We start from the raw sequence: 21,634 nt of genomic DNA, 5'->3' as shown, positions 1-21,634 counted from the left end.
GGGTGCTTAGAGTGCCCGGCAATAGGGGCGCTCTTAGCCGAAGGTCGGAAACTCCGGCCCGAAGACCTGCCGCCACAGGTTGACGGCATCCTCGTGCCGACCGGCCTGCTCCGCCTCAACAGCATCGTCAGCGTGGACGCGCGCGAACCGCACCGACTCCGCGAGGGCGTCGCAGTCGTCCTCCTGCAGGTAGGTCGACAGGTCGCCGCCGACCTCCGCCGGGTCGTAGGCGGTGAACCCCTTCTTCTCGACGTGCCGGAAAACCTCCGCCAGCGCCTGCCGGGTGTTCAGCCCACGGTTGATCAGAACCTTGCCCGCGAGCGCCTCCAGGTGGAACGAACGCAGATGGCTGCCGCAGACCCGATTCCACGCCTTGAGCAGCCGAACCGCCGAGGCGACCCGGGGGCCGGCATCCGCCATCCAGCTCGCGTGCCGCTCCGGACGGGTCGGCAGCCAGCCCCCGACGCAGTCGGGCATGACGTAACCGGCCCGTGGATGGTCGAAGGCAGGCACGAGATGGACGTCCGGCGCCGAGTTGTAGACGATGCGCATGGCCTGACCACGCGTGCCGATCGTCTGGATACGCTCGCCACCGATCGCGTTGCGAACACAGAGCAGCAGGTCACGTGAGTCCCAGCGGAAGCGCTTCCAGGCGCTGTTCGCGGCGCTGAACACCACGAAGATGTCAACCTCGTCCAGCGGGCGGATCATCGTGTCACGCCCCGCGGAACCGATGGTAGCCACACCGACCAGCGGAAGCGTGCAGCGTGGTGGGAAGATCGCCCGTAGGGCCTGCTCGGCGTCGTCCCGACGGGCGTCGATGACCGCGCGGTCGTCGGCGTTGAGACGGATCAGGTCGTCGAGCTTGGCGAAGGCGCGAGCGGTCGTGCCCACCAGCAGGGGACCGGTCATGGCACCTGTGATGGGACCGGTCTGCGGATTGAGCGGACCGACCCCTGGATCATCCGGGAACAGCGGGTTGTGCGCTCCTGGCCCGGACTCGTCCGAACGGCGCCAGTGCGGCGGAATGATCAGATGATCATATGTGACCTCAGACCCGCGCGGCCGCATAGGGCCTGGCTCGTCCGGACTGTCCGTGGGTGCGACTTCATGCCGGGTTTCCACGCTCACTCTGAGAACCTCCCAGGCGCCTTCGCGCCAACCGTACGGTCCCCCATCCATGACACGCGCCGATGGCCAACCGACACGGACGCGTGAACTGGGCGGCTGGCTCACACCGTCCCATTCGCGACATCGCATCTATGGTGCCGCATCCCGCGGCGGGGTAAACATCGGGGCCAGTCCGGTTACTTAAGGTCACAGATCCAGTGGAATCACGGAAGTGGCGAGACAGCGGATGTGACGCTACGGAGGGGGCGGCCGGAACCAGACCCGCCAGCCACCGGACAGCACGATGTCCGCAGGTATGAATGCGGTCGCCACGGCCAGGCGCTCAGCCGTTCGGTCACCGACGCGCACCCGGGCCTCGACGACCACCTGGCCACGGAACTCCAGCCAGCCGGCCAGCGCCCGCAGAGCCTCTGTCGCGTACCCCCGCCGCCGGTAGGGACGCCCGATGGACACCGACACCAGCGCCCGTCGGTCGAAGGCGTCCACCGCCAGCAGACCGACAGCCACCGAGTCCTCACCACGCACCGTCCAGGTCATCACGCCGCGACCTGCGCCGGCCCGGCGACGCAGATCCCGCCGTAACGCATCGGTCGGATCATCGGCCACGTCGACGGCAATCCCCTGAGCCTGGTGCAGGCACGCACCCGCGAGCACCGGTCCCAGCTCCTCGGCCACGAAGCCGGCGTTCCACACCGTCAGGGGAAGCGCAAGCAACCTGGATGTCGTCAGGGTCGGCCCTTCACCCACGGCGGGCGGGCTCCACAACGCCGAGCAGTCCCCGCTCCCGCAGCAACACCTCGGTACGAGCCATCCCCTCGTCGAGACTGACGCGGGGCTGCCAGCCGGCCAGGTGGCCGATCTTGGCGATCGAGTAGGTGCCCGTTCGGGCCAGCTCAGCCAGCGCGAGGGGGCCACGATCAACATAGGCTCGGGGATGGAGGCGCGAGCTCATCCGCCCGGACAACCACCCACGCCCGACCAGCAGCCGGTCCGCCGAGTCGAGCGCACGAACCAGCGCCGCCGGCACCGAGCCCGGCAAGGCCACGCCGGCCATCCGCGCGTACCGGCCGAAGAAGTCGGATGCCGAAACACCCGCACCACCCGTGACATGCAGAATCTCACCAACCGTCGCCGGGGAGTCCACGACCGCGGCGACCGCCGAAACCAGATCGTCGACGTGGACGGGGCTCAGGATCCCGCGACCGGAGTCCACCAGGACGAAGCGGCCAGCCCGCAACAGCAGCAGCGGCCACAGCGTCCATCGGCCGGCCCGTGGTCCGTACGCGTCGCCGACCCGTAGCACTGTCACCGCCAGCCCGCGGGAGGCTGCGGCCACAGCTGTGTACTCGGCCGCAGCCAGCGCGTCAGCCCGCGCCAGACCCGTCATGGTGACGGGCACAGCCTCGTCAGCGTCGGCCGGGAAGGAACTGCCCAGCACACTCACACAGGACATGTGAACAACGCGACCGACGCCAGCACGGTGACATGCGTCCAACACGCCAGCGGTGCCGGCTACCGTGATCCTACGCATTTCACTGTCCGCAACCCGAATCGGCCGGCTCGGCACGCCGGCTCGGACCGCGGTCAGCTCGCCGCCGCCACCCGTGCCGACAGCCGCCGCGTGCACGACGAGATCCGCCCCGATGAGCAGTTTCTCCCAGTCACCGGGATGGGTGACGTCGGCCACGACGATGCCGGGACCACGGCGGACGTCTATCGGCACAACGTCGTAGCCGCGTCGGCGGAACTCGTGCACGACCGCGTCCCCGATGAATCCCCCGGCGCCGGTGACCACCGCGCGAGCCACGTCGCCCCCTCTCACCCCTGGGACCTACCCGACCGATCCCCGGTCCCGGGGATCAGCCTTCCCGGAAGATCGATCCACGATCCACCGGGTTCCCCGCCCGGACGACACCCGGATACATCAAGGTCTATTCGGATAGGACTAACGTACCGTCACGCCGAGCACGCAGACGGGTCGCTCCGGTCGCACGATATCGACCCTACGTGATCGGAGCCCAAGAGTAACTGGTTTCAGGCACCGGCGGCCGCGACGACCCGAACGCGACCGCCGGCCCGGTGAAGCGCGGGCGTCCGCACGGCAACCGCCGGCACCTCACAATGAGTGGCGCTCTAATCGCTTCTACGGCGTCCCGAAGTCCTGTGTCCAGTACACCCCGTAATTGCCCCCGGTGCCGTAGCCGACGCCGATCTGCTTCAACGAGCAGTTGAGGATGTTCTCCCGGTGCCCGGTGCTGTTCATCCAGCCCGTCATGACATCGGTAGGAGTGCGCTGCCCAGCGGCGATGTTCTCCGCGGCGATCGAGAACTGGTACCCGGCAGCAGCCATCCGTTGAAACGGCGTGCGACCGTCCTGGCTCGTGTGGCTGAAGTAGTTATGCGTCGCCATGTCGTCGCTGTGCGCCTGCGCCGCGGCGGTCAACCTGGAGTCGACGGTCAACGGAGCGCAGCCGGCCTTGGCTCGTTCTGCGTTCGTGAGCGCTACCACCTGGGACGCCGGGTTTGCCGATGTCTGCTCGGCGACGGCGGCCGGTGTAGCCGGCGTGACCGGCCTGGGAGGTGCGACCGTTGCGGCTGTGGACGCCGAGCCGCTCGCTGTGACGGGCGCGACCGGTGCGGACGACGGCGAGCTCGGTGCGGGCGACTCCATCCACGGCCACGCGTCAGGCTTGACAGCGGCGCGCCTATGAACGTTCTCGCCAACCGTGCCGCGATCGACGACCTGTGGCGATACAGACCGCTGCGCGGGATCAACCGGGGACGTCGACGACACCAGCGCCGGGGACGAGGCCGCCGAGCTCTTCGCGGCTGCAGGCCCTCCCCCGTGGACGACCTGGGCCAAGAGCAACCCGACGGTGGCGAGAACGAAAACGAAAACTGCCATAACGGCACCGGACCATCCCGGCCGGGAACGGCGGTGCTTGCGATGTCGAACCATGGAACCTTCCGTGTGGTCGGTCCCCCCCGCGCTGTGTCCCCTCCATCCGGGACAAGGGTAGCGAGTACTAGGCACGGTGAGCCATCCGGTATCGCTTTTTACCGAATAGTCATGAGCAGATCAGGCCAGTACAGCGCCATCCCGGATCCGCCCGACGACATGCCGTGTCGGACGGGCGACCAACGGCCCTGGCCTGCTGCCCGGGGTGACGCCTAGGAGCGCCCGCGAACGACAGGGGCAAACGTCCGCGCTTGTGGGACAAACCGGGCCGCATCCGGAGCCAGAGTGCCAAAGCGCTGGTAGAACGCATCAGCACGGGCAAGTATCCAGCCGTGACGCCGTTCGAGACAGGGCCGACCCAAGGGCAGCGCGGTAACATGACCCACTACGGCGCCAGCGGTCGCGACCAGCGGGATCCCGGGCGTGGAGGCACCAGACGACACGCCCGCATCCGGGTCGGCCGCGAGCAGGCCGGCGGCGACCAGGATCGTGTCACCAGGCAGCCAGAAAACGACGAGGATGCCGCTGTCGACGAATACGAGCGTGACGATGACGGCATAGAGCGCCGCTCCGGACAGGCCATCCGCACTCGCACAGTTCGGGTCTGCCTGCCCCCGCAGGCTCGATCATCGTATCCTTCGCGCAACTTCCAGCCCGCTGTTCATATCCAAATCGGTCCATTGTCAACCAAACGGACACGCAACTCCGACTGCCCACAGGAGCCACAACCATGCCCATCGCCACCCCGGACGTCTACGCACAGATGCTTGACCGGGCCAAGACCGAGGCATTCGCCTACCCTGCGATCAACGTTACGTCGTCGGAGACCCTGAATGCCGCGCTGAAGGGCTTCGCCGATGCCGGCAGCGACGGCATCGTGCAGGTCTCCACCGGCGGCGCCGAGTTCCTCTCCGGCACCCGGGTGAAGAACATGGTCCTCGGCGCACAGGCACTCGCCGAGTTCGCCCACCATGTCGCCAAAGCGTACCCGGTCAACATCGCCCTGCACACCGACCACTGCCCTGCGGACAAACTCGACGCCTATCTGCGCCCCCTGCTTGCGATCTCCAAGGAGCGGGTTCTCCGCGAAGGGCGGGATCCGCTGTTCCACTCACATATGTGGGACGGATCGGCAGTCGAGCTGGAGGAGAATCTCAAGATTGCCGACGGCCTCCTGATCGAATGTCACCAGGCAAAGATCATCCTGGAAGTGGAGATCGGTGTCGTCGGTGGCGAGGAGGACGGTGTCGTCGGTGCGATCGACGAGAAACTTTACACCACGCCGACGGACATGTGGCGCACCGCCGAGGTCCTCGGCACCGGCGAACGGGGCCGCTACATGCTCGCCGCAACCTTCGGAAATGTGCACGGTGTGTACAAGCCGGGCAATGTGAAACTCCGTCCGAGCATCCTTCGGGACGGGCAGCAGTATGTCGCGCAGCAGCTCGGCCTGCCAGCCGACGCCAAGCCGTTCGACCTGGTGTTTCACGGCGGTAGCGGTTCCGACCTGGCCGAAATCCGCGAGACGCTGGACTACGGCGTTGTCAAGATGAATGTGGACACCGACACCCAGTATGCATTCACTCGACCTATCGTCGACCATGTCTTCAAGAACTACGACGGCGTGCTGAAAGTGGACGGAGAGGTCGGTGTGAAGAAGCAGTACGACCCACGCAGCTACGGCAAAGCAGCCGAGTCCAGTATGGCCGCCCGTGTCGTGCAGGCCTGCGCAGACCTGCGCTCGGCGGGGCGTTCGTTGACCGGCTGACCCATCCGGCCAAAGGAGGCGCGACATCACTTTTCGCGCCTCCGGCGGCCGCGGGCAAACCAGCTGAGCACATGCATGCGCGCGTTAGCAGTCGATCTCGAGGCACGGCAAGAGTGGACAGCGCGATGTGCTCATACTCACGAACCGCATTCACGGCTTGTTCAGCCACCAGCAATTCTGGTTATGGTCTGCGCCGTGCCCGTCGATACGGCGGGGACACGTCGGGCGGCACGCCGAATCCTGCCCTCGCTCGACGAAAACCAAACTTGCGGCAGGAACGGGGGACCCACTTTCGGACGTCGATATCGGGCGTCCTCGGGGTGAAGCCGTGAAAGCGGCCGGGCAGTCCCAGCCCGAATCCGACAGCTCACCTCGCAGGCGTGGGGAAGGGCATTACCAATATGTCCAGTACACGTTCTCGTGGTCGACATCGTGGAGTTCGCCGCGCCCGGGTCCGTACCCGAGCCATGGTGGTGACCCCGGCCCTGGTCGCCGCGATCGGTGGCGGCATCGCGATGTCACAACCGGCCAGCGCCGCCACCACGTGGGAGGGGCTTCGCCAATGCGAGTCAGGCGGTGACTATGGGGCGAACACCGGCAACGGCTACTACGGCGCCTACCAGTTCTCGCTGGGCACCTGGCAAGGCCTCGGCTACACCGGCCTGCCCAGCAGTGCCTCCCCCGGCACCCAGGATGAGGCCGCGATCAAGCTCGCCGCCCGCTCCGGCTTCAGCCAGTGGCCTGTCTGCGGCAAGGGCATGGGCGCCGACCAGCTCGGGGCTGGCGCCAGCCCAGCCGGCGCTGCTCCCGCACATACCGGCACCTCCGGCGCCAGCGCACCGGACACCAGCGCACCGGATTCGAGTTCATCCGACACCGGCTCGTCACAGGCGCGCTCATATGGCAGGAACGGTGCCTCGCGTTGGGAATCGCGCACGGTGAGTGCGGACACCTCGTCGACTTCCGCTGACGCGACGCCCTTGACCCCCGGCCTCGTCGATCAGGTGCGATCGGACGTGCTGTCGTGGCAGAACCAGATGAACAGTCTTGGTTACAAGATCCAGATTGACGGCCGGTACGGACCCGAGTCGGCCGGCGCGGCCAGCCGCCTGCAGGCCGACAAGGGCCTGGCGGTCGACGGAATCTGTGGGCCGGAGACCTGGGGGGCCACTTTCAGCTGAGGCGCAGCAGGAAGGTCTGCAGCTGATGGTCACGAACTGATGGCCACGAACTGATATAGACCCCGCGAGGACGAGTCGGGCCGGTCCCACCCGCGTGACAACAAACACAACAGAAAAGCACTACGGCGACCGGCCCGATCACTCGGCGTTACGGAAAGCCAGCACAAACGACCCCCCGGCGGGGTCGCCCCAATCGCCGGGTAGAGTGTTCTCTTTCGGCCACGTAGCCCATTCGGGTGATGAAAGTCGGGTCCGTGTAGTTCATCCGACACCCCGATTTGCTTCGAAAGGGCCAGGCTCGCTAGAGTCCTCCCCACTCGCCAGATCGGCGAGGCCGCACGGACGGACGCCGAATCCCGTCCCCGCCCGCCGCGGCAGGACCTACCGCGAAGCCGCACGGACGGGATCGGGGGAACCACATTCGGATACCGACCACCGGTGTCCTTGGGGTAAAGCCTGCGACGCCCATCGGCGTCACCGGCCGGGCATGTTCCCAGCCCGCACCCGACAGCTCACCTCGTAGGCGACGGGAAGGACCGACCCACATGCCGTCTGTCGGCAGGCACCGCGCCCCGCAACAGTCGTCCACCGCAGTCAAGGTCCTGCGTACCACCGGTGCTGTCACAGCACTCGTGGGCAGTGGTCTCGCCGTCGCGGCCAGTCCCGCAGGCGCTGCGACCGCCGACGACTTCGCCAAACTCCGCCAGTGCGAGTCCGGCGGCAACTATCACATCAATACCGGTAACGGGTTCTACGGCGCTTACCAGTTCGACGCCGGAACCTGGCACGGTCTCGGCTATGCCGGTCTCCCCAGTGACGCCCCGCCGGCGCTGCAGGACGATGCAGCCCACAAGCTCTACAACTCTCGCGGTTGGTCCCCGTGGCCATCCTGCTCGGTCAAGATGGGTCTGACCAACAACGGCCCGGCGCCGCAGGTGCCGACAACGGTGCCCAACGTCGCGGCAGTCCAGCAGGCGATCGCTCCGGCGCAGCCCGCAATGACCTTGGACCGTGCGAAGGCGCAGCTGGAATCGTCGAACTTCACCGGTACGACGCTTTCCACCGCTCTGGCCGGACAGGTGCGCGCTGACGCCTACGTCTGGCAGAACACGATGCGCGAGAAGAAATTCATTCTACAGGTGGACGGCCGCTTCGGCGGGGAGTCCCAGGGCCTCGCATCGCTGTACAGCTACCTGACGAGGGTCGACGACGGACAGACCGGTGTGGTCGGTAAGAACCTCTGGGACATCACCGTCACCAGCCCGTCCGCCCTGTGATCTCAGGGGTTCGTATCCCGTAACATCCCATGACTGTTCGAAGGCGGATTCGCCTTCGAACCCTGATCACGCGGCGGACCCGATGGCCCACCCCCCTCCCACCGGGTCCGCCGCGTGAGAACCTGTTTCGACCGATCCCCACTCGGCACAGTGCAACCGGGATCCGGCAGGATGGACCCCATGACGACATCCCCTGGACGGCCGGATCTCCTTGACGGTCCGCCCCCGACAAAACTCACTCTCGATCCGGCTGCCGCCAAAGCGCTCGGCGCCGGCGAGACCCCGGAGACGGTCGCCGGTCGCTTCCCGGACTCAAGCCTCGCCTGGGCGATGCTGGCCGAACGCGCCCTGGATGCAGACGCGGCGGTCACGGCCTACGCCTACGCACGGACCGGATACCACCGCGGCCTGGACCAGCTTCGTCGCGCCGGCTGGCACGGGCATGGGCCGATCCCGTGGTCCCACGAGGCCAACCAGGGCTTCCTACGCGCGCTCGCGGCGCTCAGTCGCGCCGCCGCCGCCATCGGTGAGGCCGAGGAGGCCACCCGCTGCCGGGACTTCCTCGCCGACAGCGATCCCGAAGCGGCCGAGGTGCTTGGCCTTAAATAGGGACGTGGACCGGGACCACCCTGCTGCCCGCTTGGTGGCTTAGAGCGACCGACAATAGGGGACGCGGCGTCGCGGGGCCGGGCGCTCTTACTGACATCCGAGGTAAGTTACAGGTGATGTAAGTAGCGTGCGAGGTAAGCAGGGGCAGGATGGCGTTCGTCAATCGCGTCGAGGAGCTTGCCGCACTGGAGCGCTGGTGGACCTCGACCGACCCGCGACCAGCGGTAATATGGGGGCGACGCAGAGTCGGCAAAACCGCCCTGCTGCACCGCTTCGCCGGCGGTCGACGGTCGATCTTCCACACGGGTGCCGGTCGCGCGGCATCGGGAGAGCTGACGCAGCTGTCCCGTCAGGTCGCGGACGGCATCCCCGGGCGGTTCCGGGACCTGCTCGCACGCCCGTATTCCGACTGGGACGACGCGTTCGACGACCTGGCAGCAGCGGCGGAGCGAGAGCCGCTTCTCGTGGTACTGGACGAGTTCCCGGAGATTGTTGCGACCTCGCCGGATCTTCCAGGAGTGCTGCGGGCCTTTCTTGACCGCGTGGCCGGCAGGACCAAGCTACGGCTGCTGCTGTGTGGATCGGCGGTGCGGCACATGACCGCATTGCAGGAACAACGGGCGCCGCTCTACGGTCGGTTCGACCTGTCACTGTCGCTGCATCCGTTCCGCCCGCACGAGGCCGCCCTGATGCTGCCCGAGCTCACCCCGGCCAACCGGGCCCTCGTGTACGGGCTGGTCGGCGGAGTACCGCTGTACCTGTCCTGGTGGGACCAGAACGCGGACGTCACCGACAACCTGCGGCGGCTGGCCTGCCGGCCGGGGGCGTCGCTGCTCACCGAGGGACAACTCGTGCTGGCAACCGAGGTCGAACACGGTGAGTACCCGGCAGCGGTGCTGCATGCCATCGCCGCGGGCCGCACACAGTACAACGAGATCAAGGATCATATCCGGGCTGAGCCGGCCCGCACCCTGGACCGGCTCATCGAGCTGCGGCTCGTCGACCGGGTAATGCCGGTGACCGACACGGCTCGCAGCCGGCGCCGTGTCTACCGCATTGCCGACAACTTCCTCGCCTTCTATCTCGGGGTGCTCTCCCGCTTCCGTGCCGAGATCGACCGCGGTCTCGGGGAGGCGCTGCTGCCCGTCCTGGTCAGAAGCCTTGACGACCATTTCGGCGCTCCCTGGGAAGAGGCGTTCCGGGAGCATCTGCGACGGCTCGCGGTCTCCGGTTCGCTGGGGCCGGACGTCGTGGCGATCGGGCCCTACTGGGGAACTGGCGGTCAGGACGAGATAGACGCGGTCGTCCTCGCCGGCCGGGAGCGGCGTCCGGTGCTTGCCGGGGAGGCGAAATGGACCCGCAGTGTCGACGGCCGCAGGCTCGCCGCTGACCTGCAGGAAAAGGCTCGCGCCCTGGCGCCCGGCCGGCCCGTGGCGCAGCTACCGGACGACGACGATGCCGGCCCAGCTGCCAGCCAGAATGTGACAGGCCGTTCCGAAGCGGTGCGCCTTGCTCTCTGCGCCCGCGAGGAGATCCGGAACCCACCGACGGGAGTCCTCACCGTCACCGCAGCCGACATCTTCTCTCCGGCCTGACCGGACTCGCGGCAGGCCCCTGCCCCTGCCCCGGATGCGGTCACACGTCACCGCGCACGCAGTGGCTCCATGTCCGAAAGCACAGCCCGCGCCTCAGCCCGGTCGGCCGGGTCTGCGGCAAGAGCTTCAGCCTCAGCGACCAACCGCTCGGCCTGACGCGCACGCCACGCGGAGAGGATCACATCACGGACCCGGTGCTTAAGGACGTGGCCGAGCGCCTGAACCGGTTGCTGTGGGACGGCCCGGCGTCCGCCGACGGGGCCAAGTAAGACCAGAACTGAGACCAGATGACCGACTGTCGAGCCGGCCGATAATGATCGGCTCGACAGAATGCCTGGTAGCACACGGCGGAGGATGAGAGATTCGAACTCTCGAGGGGTTGCCCCCAACACGCTTTCCAAGCGTGCGCCCTAGGCCACTAGGCGAATCCTCCGCTGACAAGCCTATCGGATCCAGGGGACAAGGGAGCCGACGGCCAGCAAGATCCCTGCTGGATCAGAGGGATGCGATCGAGATCTCCGTGGACTTGATCAGCGCCGTGACGGCGACGCCTGAGACAAGACCGAGGTCGACGACGGCAGCCTTGGTGATCGCCGCAATAATCTCACCGCCTCCATCGAGGGCAACCTTCACCACCGCCATCGCACCGCCTACGTCGATCCCGATGATCGTTCCGGGAAGCCGGTTGCGGATACTCAGACCCGACACGGAACCCGTGGCCAGCGCAACCTCGGTGGACTTGACCATGATCCGAACCTGAGAGCCTTCCGCGAGAACAAGATCCTTAATCGACACCGCGGTGACCGCGGCGGTCACCTCCGGACCGCCGACCAGACGGATCTCGACAGTCGCCATCGCCACACCGGAGGTGACGGCAGTAACGGTTCCAACAATCTGGTTGCGGATGCTGACACTCATGTTCGACCTCACCGGCGCTTCCTGGACATCGTTGGTGGTCGGGCTGCCACCACCTTCACACGCAAGGCATTCGGCCAGCCGTCCCGACGGACGCTATAGATGGATTTCAGTAAGTATGCCTGGCTGGCTGATGACGGCTTTCGGGCTACCGATGCGCTGCTGAAGATCCATCCGACAGGCCTTAGACTCACTGGCAGACCCCTCGCGCGGCGTCACCCTCGTGAACCCCCCCAGGGCCGGAAGGCAGCAAGGGTAAGCAGGCTCTGGCGGGTGCGCGAGGGGTCGTCCTCTTCGCGGGGGCCGCGAACCCGGCGACGGCCTTGATCCCGGGCAACGCCCAGCGTGCTGACGAAGCGAGTGATCGACGGAGTAGGTCGGTGATCATGTGAGCGGCGCGTTGTACAACCGGTACCGTCCAGCGACCTTCGCCCAGGTCGTCGGTCAGGAGCACGTGACCGGTGCCCTCATGCAGGCGTTGCAGACGGGCCGCATCCACCACGCCTACCTGTTCAGCGGTCCGCGCGGCTGCGGCAAGACGTCGTCCGCGCGCATCCTCGCCGCCTCCCTGAACTGCGTGAACGGGCCGACGCCCGAGCCGTGCGGGGTATGCGAGCAGTGCGTGTCGATCCGACGCGGTGTGTCCATGGACGTCACCGAGATCGACGCCGCCTCCCACGGGCTTGTGGACGATGCCCGCGACCTGCGGGAACGCGCGTTCTTCGCGCCGGCCTCGGCGCGGTTCAAGGTGTATGTCGTCGACGAGGCCCACATGGTCACCGCGGCGGCTTTCAACGCCTTGCTCAAGGTCGTCGAGGAGCCACCGCCCTACCTGAAGTTCGTGTTCGCGACCACCGAACCCGACAAGGTCATCGCCACCATCCGCTCCCGAACCCACCACTACGCGTTCCGGCTCGTCCCACCCGGAGCATTGCGCGACCACCTCACGTCCGTTTGCGCGTCGGAAGGGGTTGACGTCGATCCGGCGGTACTACCGCTGGTGGTACGAGCCGGCGCAGGCTCCGTCCGTGACTCTCTGTCCGTACTCGACCAGTTGCTCGCCGGCGCGGGGCCGGATGGCCTTGGCTACGATCGGGCGGTGGCGTTACTCGGGATGACCGACGGCGTCCTGCTGGACGAAGCGGTCGACGCCCTTGCCGCCCGGGACGGCGCCACCTCGTTCACCGTTGTCGACAAAGTCGTCTCCTCCGGCCACGACCCCCGCCGATTCGCCATGGACCTGCTGGAACGCCTACGGGATCTGATCGTCTTCTCGGCCGTACCGGACGCGCCCGCCAAGGGACTGCTGGAGAACTACTCACTCGACCAGATCGAACGGATGCGCGGCCAGTGTGGCCGGATGGGCCCGGCCGAGCTTTCCCGGGCCGCGGACGTGGTGCATGCAGGTCTCAAGGAGATGCGCGGGACGACCAGCCCGCGGCTGCTGCTCGAACTGGTCATGGCGCGGGCGTTGCTGCCCACTGCCGGGTCCGACCCGTCGGCGTTGCTGGTCCGCCTCGAGCGGTTGGAACGACGGGCGGATACGGGCGGCATCACCGCTCCGCCGCATGATGCGGCGGCGTCGGCCGGTCTAGGACCGTCAACCGGCCCGGGACGAGCGCCGGCGGCCACACGCATGCCGGCGGCACCCGCAGTTGCGGGTCCGGGTGCCGCCGGGGTACCCGAGCCCGGACCCGCAGCTGCTCCCGGCTCAGCGCAGCCGCCAGCCCCGGCCCGGATTTCCGGGGCTGGCGAGGTCGGCGCACGACCAGCGCCCGGACCCCTCTCCCCCGCCGCAACGCGATCAACCGGCGGTGGCGGTGGCGATGCGGGACGATTGCGAGCGGCCTGGGACGACGTGCTCCGCGCGGCCCGGTCACGCAAGCCCGCCACGCACGCCCTGCTCCAGGAGTACGCCTCAGTAGCCGATGTTCGTGGGGACGAAGTCATCCTCGCGTTCACGGTCGCGACGATCGCCCGGATGTTCGGTCAGGGCAGCAATGTCGAGGTCCTGCGCTCCGCCTTGACAGAGATTCTGGGCGGGACCTGGCGGGTCACCATCGCAGCCGCGGGGGGGCCACCCGGTGCGCCGGGGGGCGGGTCGACCGGTGCGACATCCGGGCCCGGCGGCAGCGGTAGATCAAACGGCTTCGGCGCGGATGGTGCCCCCGGTGTGTCTGGGGGCACCGGTATGCCTGGAACCCCCGGTGGGAACGGTCGGTCAGGCCGGCCGGACGGGAATTCCGGGCCGGAGCCAGCCGGGTCCACCTCACCGCGAGCCTCGGCCGGGCCGGTTCACGCTGTAGCCGTCGCCACACCGCCGCCGGCGACCCAGCCGGGACCACCGACGCCTGCGCACCACCCGACCGGGCGGGCTGTGGCCGCCGCCGAACCGGCGCCGCAGACTCCGGCGGCCGGGCAGATCCGTCATGAGGCGACAATCGTCCGACCAGGGGCAACGCCCGCCGACCGACCGGGTCCACGCGCCGCGGGGGAGGGTCGTGCCACCGCTCACGCAGGCACTGACATGGCCCGACGTTCACCCGCGGCCCCGGAATCATCCTCAGCCCCACCACCGGCACAGGCACCGGTGACGTCGATAACACCAGCGTCGTCAGCCGCCGGCCACGCCGACATCGACGATGATGAGCTCTCCGCCTGCGATGACGACGTGCCGGCGCACCCGGGCGCGTCGCTGTCGGGTGAGGCGGCCGCGATGGCGTTGCTGCAGGCCGATCTCGGCGCCACCGTGATCGACCAACCCATCGACTGACCGCGCGCCGGACGGACCGGACATTCCTCGGTCAGCGGCCCCTGGGCGCATCGGACCCCGGACGTAGGCTCATGGACATGTCGAACCCGCAGATACCTGGGCCGGACATCGGCCAGATCCTCATGCAGGCCCAGCGGATGCAGGCCGAGTTGCTGAACGCCCAGCAGGAACTCGCCGACAGCAGAGTGGACGGCACCGCGGGCGGAGGTCTGGTGAAAGCCACTGTGACCGGCGGCGGCGAGTTGGTCGATCTCATCATCAGTCCCGCCGCGGTCGATCCGGCCGACACCGAGACCTTGGCGGACCTCGTCCTCGCGGCCGTTCGGGACGCCGCCGGCAACGCGCGCGGACTCGCCGCGGAGCGGATGGGCCAGGTCACCGGCGGACTGGGCGACGCTCTAGGCGGCCTGGGTGTTCCGGGCGGACCGTCAGGTCTGGCAGGCGGGTCGGGGTCGGGGTCGGGGTCGAGGCTGCAAGCCCCAGGGCTGGGATGACAGACATGCCGATCGGCGACTGGCTCGTGCCTGGCGGCCACGTCGGGGCAGGTCGGTGACGATGTACGAGGGGATCGTCCAGGATCTGATCGACGAGCTCGGCCGGCTGCCGGGTATCGGCCCGAAAAGCGCGCAGCGGATCGCTTTCCATCTTCTCTCCGCGGACCCCGTCGATGTGCGGCGCCTTGCGGCGACGCTGAACGAAATCAAGGACAAGATCCGGTTCTGTCGGCTGTGCTTCAACGTCGCGCAGGCGGAACTGTGCCGCATCTGCTCCGACCAGCGACGTGATCCGGCCCAGATCTGCGTCGTCGAGGAGTCGAAGGACGTCGTCGCCATCGAGCGGACGCGGGAGTTCCGGGGGCGCTATCACGTCCTCGGCGGCGCGATCAATCCGATCGGCGGAGTGGGCCCTGATGATCTGCACATCCGGGAGCTGATCGCTCGGCTTGCCGATGGGACGGTGACCGAACTGATTCTCGCAACCGATCCCAACACCGAGGGTGAAGTCACCGCGTCCTACCTGGCTCGGCAGATCGCTCCGATGGGATTGAAGGTCACCCGCCTGGCCAGTGGCCTGCCGATGGGTGGCGATCTGGAATGGGCGGATGAGGTGACTCTCGGTCGGGCCTTCGAAGGCCGCCGCGTCGTCACCTGAACGCCTGACCAGGCCACCACCGGGCCGGATACTCCACGGTCGGTGGCTGTACGAGGTGGGACAGTGTGACCCTGCGCCGCGCGTGAAGGCCTGCGAACACCTCTCGACTACTGTGGGGCAGCTCTTGCCGAGTTCGGCAGCTGCGGCGCGGTCACCAGCTCTTTCCGCACCGCCTGTGGCCACACGGGAATAGCAGCCCTGTCCAGATAGCGTTCGCGGCCCGGTCGTCCGCGCACGAATGAACTTCTACGACCGTCAGGAGCACACGGCAAATGATCATTAGTGCACACGTGGGTGCAGGGGCGCTGGTCGGGACGGCACTACGTCGGCCGATACCCGCGTTTGCGGTGGGTTTCGCCTCTCACCTGGCAATGGACATGGTGCCGCACTGGGGTACCGGCCCGGGGCTGGGCTGGATTCCGGTGGCCCGACGCGACGGCGTGGCGGGTCTGCTCGCAATGGGCATTCTGACGGCGGCCGCACCACCCGGCCGGAGGCTCGCAGTGCTGGCCGGCATGAGCGGGGCCTGCCTTCCCGACACCGACAAAATCGGCATCTACTTCGCCGGCCGCAGTCCGTGGCCGAAGCGTTTCGATCGCTTCCACGGCCGTATCCAGCGGGAGTCCGCCGACCTGCTACCCCAGGATGTACTCGTCGCCGCCACGCTCAGCGCAACCGCGGCCGGGCTGCTACACCTTCTGGGCCGGGGTCGTAGTTGAGCAAACCCGAAGAGTTTGCTCGTGTCGAAATGCTGAAAACAGGGGAATCCGGCGATGGGTCGATACGGGGAACAGCTCTGGGCCCCGAACCCGGCCGCACCGTTGCGCGGGCGCCGCATGGGGGTGTACCGCCCGTACTGTCCCGATCCTCTTGCCGGGTCGCCGCCGAGTCTCCACGATGATCTCATCGCCCGCGCGACCGCCGTTGAGGCGGGCATCCGGTCGCTGACCGGCACGGTCATGGTGAGCCTGGATCGGCTGGCCGGCTTTCTCCTGCGGTCCGAGGCGGTCGCATCGTCACGCATCGCGGGCATCGGCGTCCCTCCCCAGCAGGTCGCCCTGGCGGAGTTCGCGACCGGAGCCGGTGCCGACAGCGTCGTCGAGGGCTTCAGCGTGAACGCCCGTCGGGTCGCACGCAACATCGCCGCGCTTCGCCATGCGGTCACCGATCTGACCGAAGCCGAGGCGATCACCGTGGACGGCATTGTCAACCTGCAACGGACCCTGCTCCCGGGCCACCGGCACACCGGCCCGCGGTCGGTTCAGACCTGGCTCGGCGGGAGCGAGTGGAACCCCTTGGACGCAGCGTTCATACCTGCGCCACCGTCCGAGGTGGTCAGACTGATGACTGATCTTGCCGTCTATGCGTCAGGCGACGCCCATCCACCGTTGATCCAGGCAGGGCTCGTCCACGCCCAGTTCGAGACCATCCAACCGTTCGACGACGGCAACGGGCGGGTGGCGCGGACGCTGATCCACGCTGTGCTTGCCCGGCGGGGGCTGGTCACGCCCGCCATGCTACCGATCAGCCTCGCCTTTGTGAGCCGGTCCGACCGGTATGTGACGGCCCTGGCAGCCTACTGCCACGACGGTCCGCCCGGCGGCCGGGCCGCCCATGCCGCGTTGAACCAGTGGTTGACCTTCTTCCTCGACTCCGTGGTCGTGGCGATCGAAGAGGCCCGTGCCTTCGCGGACGAGGTCGCCGAACTACGCCGGTCCTGGGACACCCGGCTGGCAGCCTGCCGGGAGCAGACCGTCGTGGTTCGCAACCGGCCCCGGGAACCGTCAACCGCCGATCGGTTACTCACCGCCCTACCCGGATCCCCGGTGGTCACCGCGGCCAGCGCGGCGCGCATTCTGGACGTGTCCGTGCAGGCCGCGTGGGCAGCGGCCGAGGAACTCGTCGGCGCGGGCATCCTGCGCCGACGGCAGATCGGACGCGGCACCATCGGCTACCTCAGCAGGGAGGTGTCCGACCTGCTCACTTTCGCCGAACGCCGGCTGGGGGCCGTCAAACGGGCCTGATCCGCGGCTGGGCCTCGGCTGGGCTACCGCCGGCCCGCAGCCGACCCTCGGCCGGGCCATAGCCGGCCCGTGCTCAGCCGGCCCGTGCTCAGCCCGCCGGGAACAGAACCGCGGCGCCGGTCACCCGGTCCGCCGCCAGGTCGATCAGCGCCTCGTCCGCCCGGTCGAGCGGATACGGCTGGACCGTGACGGTAAGCCGATGCCGCTGAGCAAGCTCGAGGAACTCACGCCCGTCCGCCCGGGTGTTCGCGGTCGTGCTCCGCACCGTCCGTTCCTGGAACAGGTGGCGCTGGTAGCTCAACGCCGGCACATCGGACAGGTGGATACCGGCGACCGACAACGTCCCGCCCCGGTCCAGCGCTCCCAGCGCAACAGGCACCAGATCGCCGACCGGGGCGAACAGGACCGCAGCGTCCAGCGGCTCCGGCGGGGCGTCGTATGGCCCGGCGGCTGACGACGCGCCGAGCGAGAGCGCGAGTTGCCGCGCCGTCTGCGACCGGGTCAGAACGTGGACCCTCGCGCCCTGCGCCAGCGCCACCTGTGCGGCCAGGTGGGCGGACGCGCCAAAACCGTAGATCCCGAGGCGTCCGCCGGGTGGCAGCTCGGCGCGGCGCAGCGCCCGGAAACCGACAATGCCGGCGCACAACAACGGCGCCAGCTCGCCGTCGGAGTAGCCCTCAGGCAGCCGGTAGGCGTAGTCCGCGCGGACGACGGCGTACTCGGCATAGCCGCCGTCAGCATCCCAACCGGTGTAGCGGGAGACCAGACACAGGTTCTCCGCGCCGCGCCGGCAGTAGGTGCACGTCCCGTCGGTCTCCCGCAGCCAGGCGATCCCCAGCCGGTCACCGGGGGCGACGTCTTCCACCTTGGGGCCGATTGCATCGACATAGCCGACCACCTCGTGCCCGGGAACCGTGTTGGGCCGGCGCGGCCGTAGGTCGCCCTCGGCGAGATGCAGGTCGGTACGGCAGACCCCGCACGCCGCGACCCGCAGACGCACCTCGCCGGCAGCGGGTTCGGGCACGGGCAGGGCCGTGCGCTGCAGCGGTCGCGCCGGCGCCGGCGCCGGTGTGGTGACCTGCCAGGCGGTCATCGTGGGCGTCATACCCGTGACCTTCCCAGATCCGCCCGCCACCTACCGATCACCCACCGTTGCCCGTCGGTGGACGGGGAGCCGGAGCATCGCCGTCCACCGACAGGTCACCTCACGCGAGGTGTCAGATGTTGACACCGTGGTCACGGGCGAGACCGCTAAGGTCGTTGTGGCCCTGGCCGACCGCCCGGAACTTCCATTCCGCACCGTTGCGATAGACCTCGCCGAATATCACCACCGTCTCGGTGGAGTAGTCCTCGGAAAGGTCGTAACGGACCAGTTCCGTCCCGGTCTGGTCGACAACGCGGATGTAGGCGTTGCGCACCTGCCCGAAGTTCTGGTGCCGTTCCTGCGCACCGTAGATCGACACCGGTACGACAATCTTGTCGATTTCGGCCGGTACCTGACCGAGGTTGATGACGACCGACTCGTCGTCCCCCTCGCCCGCGCCGGTGAGATTGTCACCGGTGAGGGTGATGGCGCCCTCCGGGGACTTCAGATTGTTGAAAAAAACAAAATGCTCGTTGGTGAGGGCCTTGCCGTCGGCCTTCACGCCGATAGCGGAGGCGTCCAGGTCGAAGTCGGTTCCGGTGGTGGTGCGGGCATCCCAACCGAGCCCGACCGTCAGCGCGGTGAGCTGGGGCGTGCCCGCCTCAGCCGCCTGCTTGGTCAGGCTGACGTTGCCGCCCTTGGCGAGGCTGATGGCCATCTCTAGATCGTCCCCTCTGATCGGTCCGCGCCGACGCGGATCGTCCCGTTCAGGTACAGACCTACCCTGAGGACTTCCGGCGACGCGAAAAGGTCATGATCACGTGACCTGGGCTTAACAGCTACGAAAGAACCTTCGCACACGCTAGGGCACCCGCCTACCGCCAGCGCGGTCGGGTGCGGTACAGGCCGAGCCCCGCCACAACCGGTGACAGGCATCAGCACCACCCGGTGACGATCATGATCACGTCCGACGGCACCGTACGTGATCTCCACCAAACCTCAGGTCACTCGTTCCGAGCACCTGACCCCCAGCGGAGATCCATGCCGTCCGCCTGGCCTGGACGACCGGCGCGGCGTAACACCGAACGTCGAGTTACGACATCCCGTGGACTACTCAGGGAACGGAACGATGGGTGGCGAAATATCAACATCCCAGGGAAGGTTCCTGGGCAAGGACGATGGGGATGAGTCCACACCCCGTCGACGACAAGACCTCCACCATCTCCACCCTCAACCGTCGATCCGACGGGACACCGCTTAAAGGCCACGGTGGCGATGGTTGGATCCCCACTCATCCAGGTGACCGCATCCAGATCGGACACGAGGACAAAAAGTGCCTCAGCGTCACACCGAACCAGCCGCACCGGAACGGTTAGAAAAATCGTCCCGCCATAGTCGCCGCTGAGAACCACTGCAGCCTGGGAGGCTTGACGCGCCTGTTGCAGCGATTCATATACAAACGACTCGCCGTCAGTGGAGTCAAAGGAAAAAGATCATCGCCGTCCGGACAAAATTGGTCGTTCTCATCGGACCGGCGGGTATCGGATATCCGAAATCTGATCGCTGCCCGTTCGCGCCGCTTCATATGCCGTGCCTGCGGACGGTACGCCGACCGGTTCGGCGGCCCCGCTGAGGGCGCGCTCTCGACCAGATCCGTCCGCTGCGAGCCAGCTTTCGTGTAACTTCGGCAGAATAACGGAGGTGCTCTGCTCATGCTGGACAGCTGTTGACAGCGTCCACTCCTGGACCTTGACGTAGTCGTATGGCCCGGTCGTCCCACCAGAGGTCATACCTGCCGCGTGAGCAGCCAACTCCTCCAGAAGACCCCGCGCAGACCCAGTCCCCTGAGAATCCACAGCCAGGGAAGGATGCGTCGCGGCGAAAACACCTCCGCTGCCCGGGTCCGGAGACTGACCAGAGCCATAAACGAACACACCCACGAAGATTGACGACGCAGCGACCAGACCGGTAGCCCCTGCTCGCACTGACCACATACTAGCGATCTTCCGTCTGGAAACTGAAAGGCGCGATCCCGTCCTCGATACGGCGAAGACCTTGGCACGATCAGTTCGCAAAAAGATCACTCCGATGCAGGTCTACGGTATCCACCTGGCGCCCCACTTCCAGGAGCTCCCAGGCGAACCGTGGCCGTTTGCGAGCCCCTGGTCGTCAGGGATGCGAGAGCGGGCTACGGGCCCGGGTCCGCGATGACGGACCCGGGCACTGGCCGCCCGGCTCTTATTTCGTGCAGGGCACGTTGAACAGGCCGTCGGCCGCCGCGGTGACGATGTTGGTGCACGAGACGATGTTGCTGGTCTTGTCCGGCTTGTCGATGCTGACGCCGTAGCCGGGGCCGTCGACGTTGAGCTTGTTCCCGGTAATGATGTTCCCCGTACCCCAGCCATCGATGATGACGTGGGTCTGGATACCGTCCTTCGGACTGTCCACCCCGGTGTTGCCCTCGATGAGCCAGTCATTGCCCTTCACATCGACCCACGAGTCCGCGGAGTTGTCGCCCGTGATGGCCGAACCGTTGAAGGTGTTGTTACCCAGGAGACCGCCGCTGGTGGCCTCCTTGATGTCAATCGCCTCCGCGGTCACCCCGCTGATCGTGTTTCCAATGATCTTGTTGCGGTCGGAGTTGTCCGGCTTCCCGCCACTGACCTTGTCCCAGTTCGACTTGGCCGTGCCGATGTAGATGCCTTCCCCGAAGCCCGGTTCCTTGCGGCCGGTACCGCTGACGGCGCATCCAACGACGAAGTTGTCGCTGGAGAAGTTCCGCAAGTGGATGCCCTCGTCCCCGACGTTGCGCACCAGCAGCCCGGAGATGACCGCCCCGTTGGTCTGATCGGTCATCACCCCCTTCTGGCCGCTCTGGATCGTGAAGCCCTCCAGCCGCCAGTAATCGGCGTTGTCGAGGTGGAAGGAATAGCCGCTGTCGATCGAACCACCGTCGATCACCGCGTTGCGTGAGCCACGTACCGTGATCGGAGCCTTCGCCGTCGCCGGCCTGTTGGCGACGAAGTGCCCGCTGTACTGTCCGTCCGCGAGCGCGATGAGGTCTCCTGGCTGAGCTGCCGCGAGAGCGGCGGTCAGCTGCTGGGCTGTTGATACCTTCACCGTCCGCAATGGTGCCGGCGCCGAAGGTACCCCCGGAATCGCGGCG

The 21,634-nt window shown here is 67.5% G+C and carries 18 protein-coding genes, 1 tRNA gene, 1 other RNA gene and 2 riboswitches; of the genes, 11 read left to right on the top strand and 9 right to left on the bottom strand.

The features are described 5' to 3' along the window. Nucleotides 1-33 precede the first annotated feature (33 nt). The 4 genes from U9978_RS01300 to U9978_RS01285 form a co-directional block, all read right to left on the bottom strand. Complete coding sequence (locus U9978_RS01300; RefSeq protein WP_416210802.1) at nt 34-1,131, bottom strand: SMODS domain-containing nucleotidyltransferase; 1,098 nt, start codon at nt 1,129-1,131, stop codon at nt 34-36. A 234-nt stretch (nt 1,132-1,365) separates the two neighbouring features. Continuing rightward, nucleotides 1,366-1,878, bottom strand: a complete 513-nt coding sequence (locus tag U9978_RS01295; RefSeq protein WP_322759158.1) for a GNAT family N-acetyltransferase — start codon at nt 1,876-1,878, stop codon at nt 1,366-1,368. Beyond that, nucleotides 1,871-2,953 (bottom strand): NAD(P)-dependent oxidoreductase, encoded by a 1,083-nt coding sequence (locus U9978_RS01290; RefSeq protein WP_322759157.1) that lies wholly within the window; start codon nt 2,951-2,953, stop codon nt 1,871-1,873. The genes U9978_RS01295 and U9978_RS01290 overlap by 8 nt, the downstream gene beginning before the upstream one ends. A gap of 321 nt (nt 2,954-3,274) precedes the next feature. Then, entirely contained in the window at nt 3,275-4,036 is a 762-nt protein-coding gene (locus tag U9978_RS01285) for a CAP domain-containing protein (protein WP_322759156.1), read from the bottom strand. 784 nt (nt 4,037-4,820) lie between these two features. Between U9978_RS01285 and fbaA the strand changes: the two genes are divergently transcribed. The 5 genes from fbaA (at nt 4,821) to U9978_RS01260 (ending at nt 10,520) form a co-directional block, all read left to right on the top strand. Beyond that, nucleotides 4,821-5,858 carry a class II fructose-bisphosphate aldolase gene (gene fbaA, locus U9978_RS01280; RefSeq protein ID WP_322759155.1) on the top strand — a complete coding sequence of 346 codons (1,038 nt, stop codon included), beginning with the start codon at nt 4,821-4,823 and terminating at the stop codon, nt 5,856-5,858. Nucleotides 5,859-6,081: 223 nt separating this feature from the next. Further along, nucleotides 6,082-6,254, top strand: a riboswitch (cyclic di-AMP (ydaO/yuaA leader). Between the two features lie 71 nt (nt 6,255-6,325). Next, nucleotides 6,326-7,039, top strand: coding sequence for a transglycosylase family protein (locus U9978_RS01275; RefSeq protein ID WP_322759154.1), 714 nt, complete (start codon nt 6,326-6,328; stop codon nt 7,037-7,039). Nucleotides 7,040-7,420: 381 nt separating this feature from the next. Continuing rightward, nucleotides 7,421-7,578, top strand: a riboswitch (cyclic di-AMP (ydaO/yuaA leader). A gap of 6 nt (nt 7,579-7,584) precedes the next feature. Beyond that, nucleotides 7,585-8,316 (top strand): transglycosylase family protein, encoded by a 732-nt coding sequence (locus U9978_RS01270; protein WP_322759153.1) that lies wholly within the window; start codon nt 7,585-7,587, stop codon nt 8,314-8,316. Between the two features lie 180 nt (nt 8,317-8,496). Then, the gene (locus tag U9978_RS01265; RefSeq protein WP_322759152.1) at nt 8,497-8,925 is read left to right on the top strand and encodes a DUF3151 domain-containing protein; all 429 of its coding nucleotides are present in this window, start codon (nt 8,497-8,499) and stop codon (nt 8,923-8,925) included. Nucleotides 8,926-9,074: 149 nt separating this feature from the next. Then, entirely contained in the window at nt 9,075-10,520 is a 1,446-nt protein-coding gene (locus U9978_RS01260) for an ATP-binding protein (protein ID WP_322759151.1), read from the top strand. A gap of 348 nt (nt 10,521-10,868) precedes the next feature. Here the strand turns inward: U9978_RS01260 and U9978_RS01255 are convergent. Together U9978_RS01255 and U9978_RS01250 are read right to left on the bottom strand one after the other, a co-directional pair. After that, nucleotides 10,869-10,953, bottom strand: a tRNA-Ser gene (locus U9978_RS01255). A 62-nt stretch (nt 10,954-11,015) separates the two neighbouring features. After that, nucleotides 11,016-11,438, bottom strand: a complete 423-nt coding sequence (locus U9978_RS01250; protein ID WP_322759150.1) for a TOBE domain-containing protein — start codon at nt 11,436-11,438, stop codon at nt 11,016-11,018. 193 nt (nt 11,439-11,631) lie between these two features. On the opposite strand from U9978_RS01250, the gene ffs reads away from it, so the two are divergent. The 6 genes from ffs (at nt 11,632) to U9978_RS01220 (ending at nt 17,384) form a co-directional block, all read left to right on the top strand. Next, nucleotides 11,632-11,728, top strand: an RNA gene (ffs, locus tag U9978_RS01245) — signal recognition particle sRNA small type. A 95-nt stretch (nt 11,729-11,823) separates the two neighbouring features. After that, a complete protein-coding gene (locus U9978_RS01240; protein ID WP_322759149.1) occupies nt 11,824-14,208 on the top strand; it encodes a DNA polymerase III subunit gamma and tau in 2,385 nt (794 codons plus the stop codon). A gap of 77 nt (nt 14,209-14,285) precedes the next feature. Further along, nucleotides 14,286-14,702, top strand: coding sequence for a YbaB/EbfC family nucleoid-associated protein (locus U9978_RS01235; protein ID WP_322759219.1), 417 nt, complete (start codon nt 14,286-14,288; stop codon nt 14,700-14,702). 61 nt (nt 14,703-14,763) lie between these two features. After that, nucleotides 14,764-15,360, top strand: a complete 597-nt coding sequence (gene recR, locus U9978_RS01230; protein ID WP_322759148.1) for a recombination mediator RecR — start codon at nt 14,764-14,766, stop codon at nt 15,358-15,360. Between the two features lie 272 nt (nt 15,361-15,632). Next, nucleotides 15,633-16,079 carry a hypothetical protein gene (locus tag U9978_RS01225; protein ID WP_322759147.1) on the top strand — a complete coding sequence of 149 codons (447 nt, stop codon included), beginning with the start codon at nt 15,633-15,635 and terminating at the stop codon, nt 16,077-16,079. A 54-nt stretch (nt 16,080-16,133) separates the two neighbouring features. After that, on the top strand, nt 16,134-17,384 hold the full coding sequence (locus U9978_RS01220) for a Fic family protein (RefSeq protein ID WP_322759146.1): 1,251 nt from the start codon (nt 16,134-16,136) through the stop codon (nt 17,382-17,384). Nucleotides 17,385-17,472: 88 nt separating this feature from the next. Here the strand turns inward: U9978_RS01220 and U9978_RS01215 are convergent, their stop codons facing one another. The 3 genes from U9978_RS01215 to U9978_RS01205 all read right to left on the bottom strand — a co-directional run. Then, nucleotides 17,473-18,477, bottom strand: coding sequence for a zinc-dependent alcohol dehydrogenase family protein (locus U9978_RS01215; protein WP_322759218.1), 1,005 nt, complete (start codon nt 18,475-18,477; stop codon nt 17,473-17,475). A gap of 124 nt (nt 18,478-18,601) precedes the next feature. Beyond that, entirely contained in the window at nt 18,602-19,186 is a 585-nt protein-coding gene (locus U9978_RS01210) for a TerD family protein (RefSeq protein ID WP_322759145.1), read from the bottom strand. Nucleotides 19,187-20,706: 1,520 nt separating this feature from the next. Then, on the bottom strand, nt 20,707-21,634 hold a 928-nt coding region (locus U9978_RS01205), incomplete at its 5' end, for a right-handed parallel beta-helix repeat-containing protein (RefSeq protein ID WP_322759144.1).

Source organism: Protofrankia sp. Cr2, from assembly GCF_963555885.1.
In the GTDB taxonomy this organism is placed as follows: domain Bacteria; phylum Actinomycetota; class Actinomycetes; order Frankiales; family Frankiaceae; genus Protofrankia.
The sequence above is the reverse complement of the archived record's forward strand: the minus strand, read 5'-3'. Positions and strand labels throughout refer to the sequence as shown.

Coding starts and splice junctions, on each gene's coding strand:
- U9978_RS01285 (WP_322759156.1), bottom strand. CDS start 4,036: ATGGCAGTTTTCGTTTTCGTTCTCGCCACCGTCGGGTTGCTCTTGGCC.
- fbaA (WP_322759155.1), top strand. CDS start 4,821: ATGCCCATCGCCACCCCGGACGTCTACGCACAGATGCTTGACCGGGCC.
- U9978_RS01275 (WP_322759154.1), top strand. CDS start 6,326: ATGGTGGTGACCCCGGCCCTGGTCGCCGCGATCGGTGGCGGCATCGCG.
- U9978_RS01270 (WP_322759153.1), top strand. CDS start 7,585: ATGCCGTCTGTCGGCAGGCACCGCGCCCCGCAACAGTCGTCCACCGCA.
- U9978_RS01265 (WP_322759152.1), top strand. CDS start 8,497: ATGACGACATCCCCTGGACGGCCGGATCTCCTTGACGGTCCGCCCCCG.
- U9978_RS01260 (WP_322759151.1), top strand. CDS start 9,075: ATGGCGTTCGTCAATCGCGTCGAGGAGCTTGCCGCACTGGAGCGCTGG.
- U9978_RS01250 (WP_322759150.1), bottom strand. CDS start 11,438: ATGAGTGTCAGCATCCGCAACCAGATTGTTGGAACCGTTACTGCCGTC.
- U9978_RS01235 (WP_322759219.1), top strand. CDS start 14,286: ATGTCGAACCCGCAGATACCTGGGCCGGACATCGGCCAGATCCTCATG.
- recR (WP_322759148.1), top strand. CDS start 14,764: ATGTACGAGGGGATCGTCCAGGATCTGATCGACGAGCTCGGCCGGCTG.
- U9978_RS01225 (WP_322759147.1), top strand. CDS start 15,633: ATGATCATTAGTGCACACGTGGGTGCAGGGGCGCTGGTCGGGACGGCA.
- U9978_RS01220 (WP_322759146.1), top strand. CDS start 16,134: ATGGGTCGATACGGGGAACAGCTCTGGGCCCCGAACCCGGCCGCACCG.
- U9978_RS01215 (WP_322759218.1), bottom strand. CDS start 18,477: ATGACCGCCTGGCAGGTCACCACACCGGCGCCGGCGCCGGCGCGACCG.
- U9978_RS01210 (WP_322759145.1), bottom strand. CDS start 19,186: ATGGCCATCAGCCTCGCCAAGGGCGGCAACGTCAGCCTGACCAAGCAG.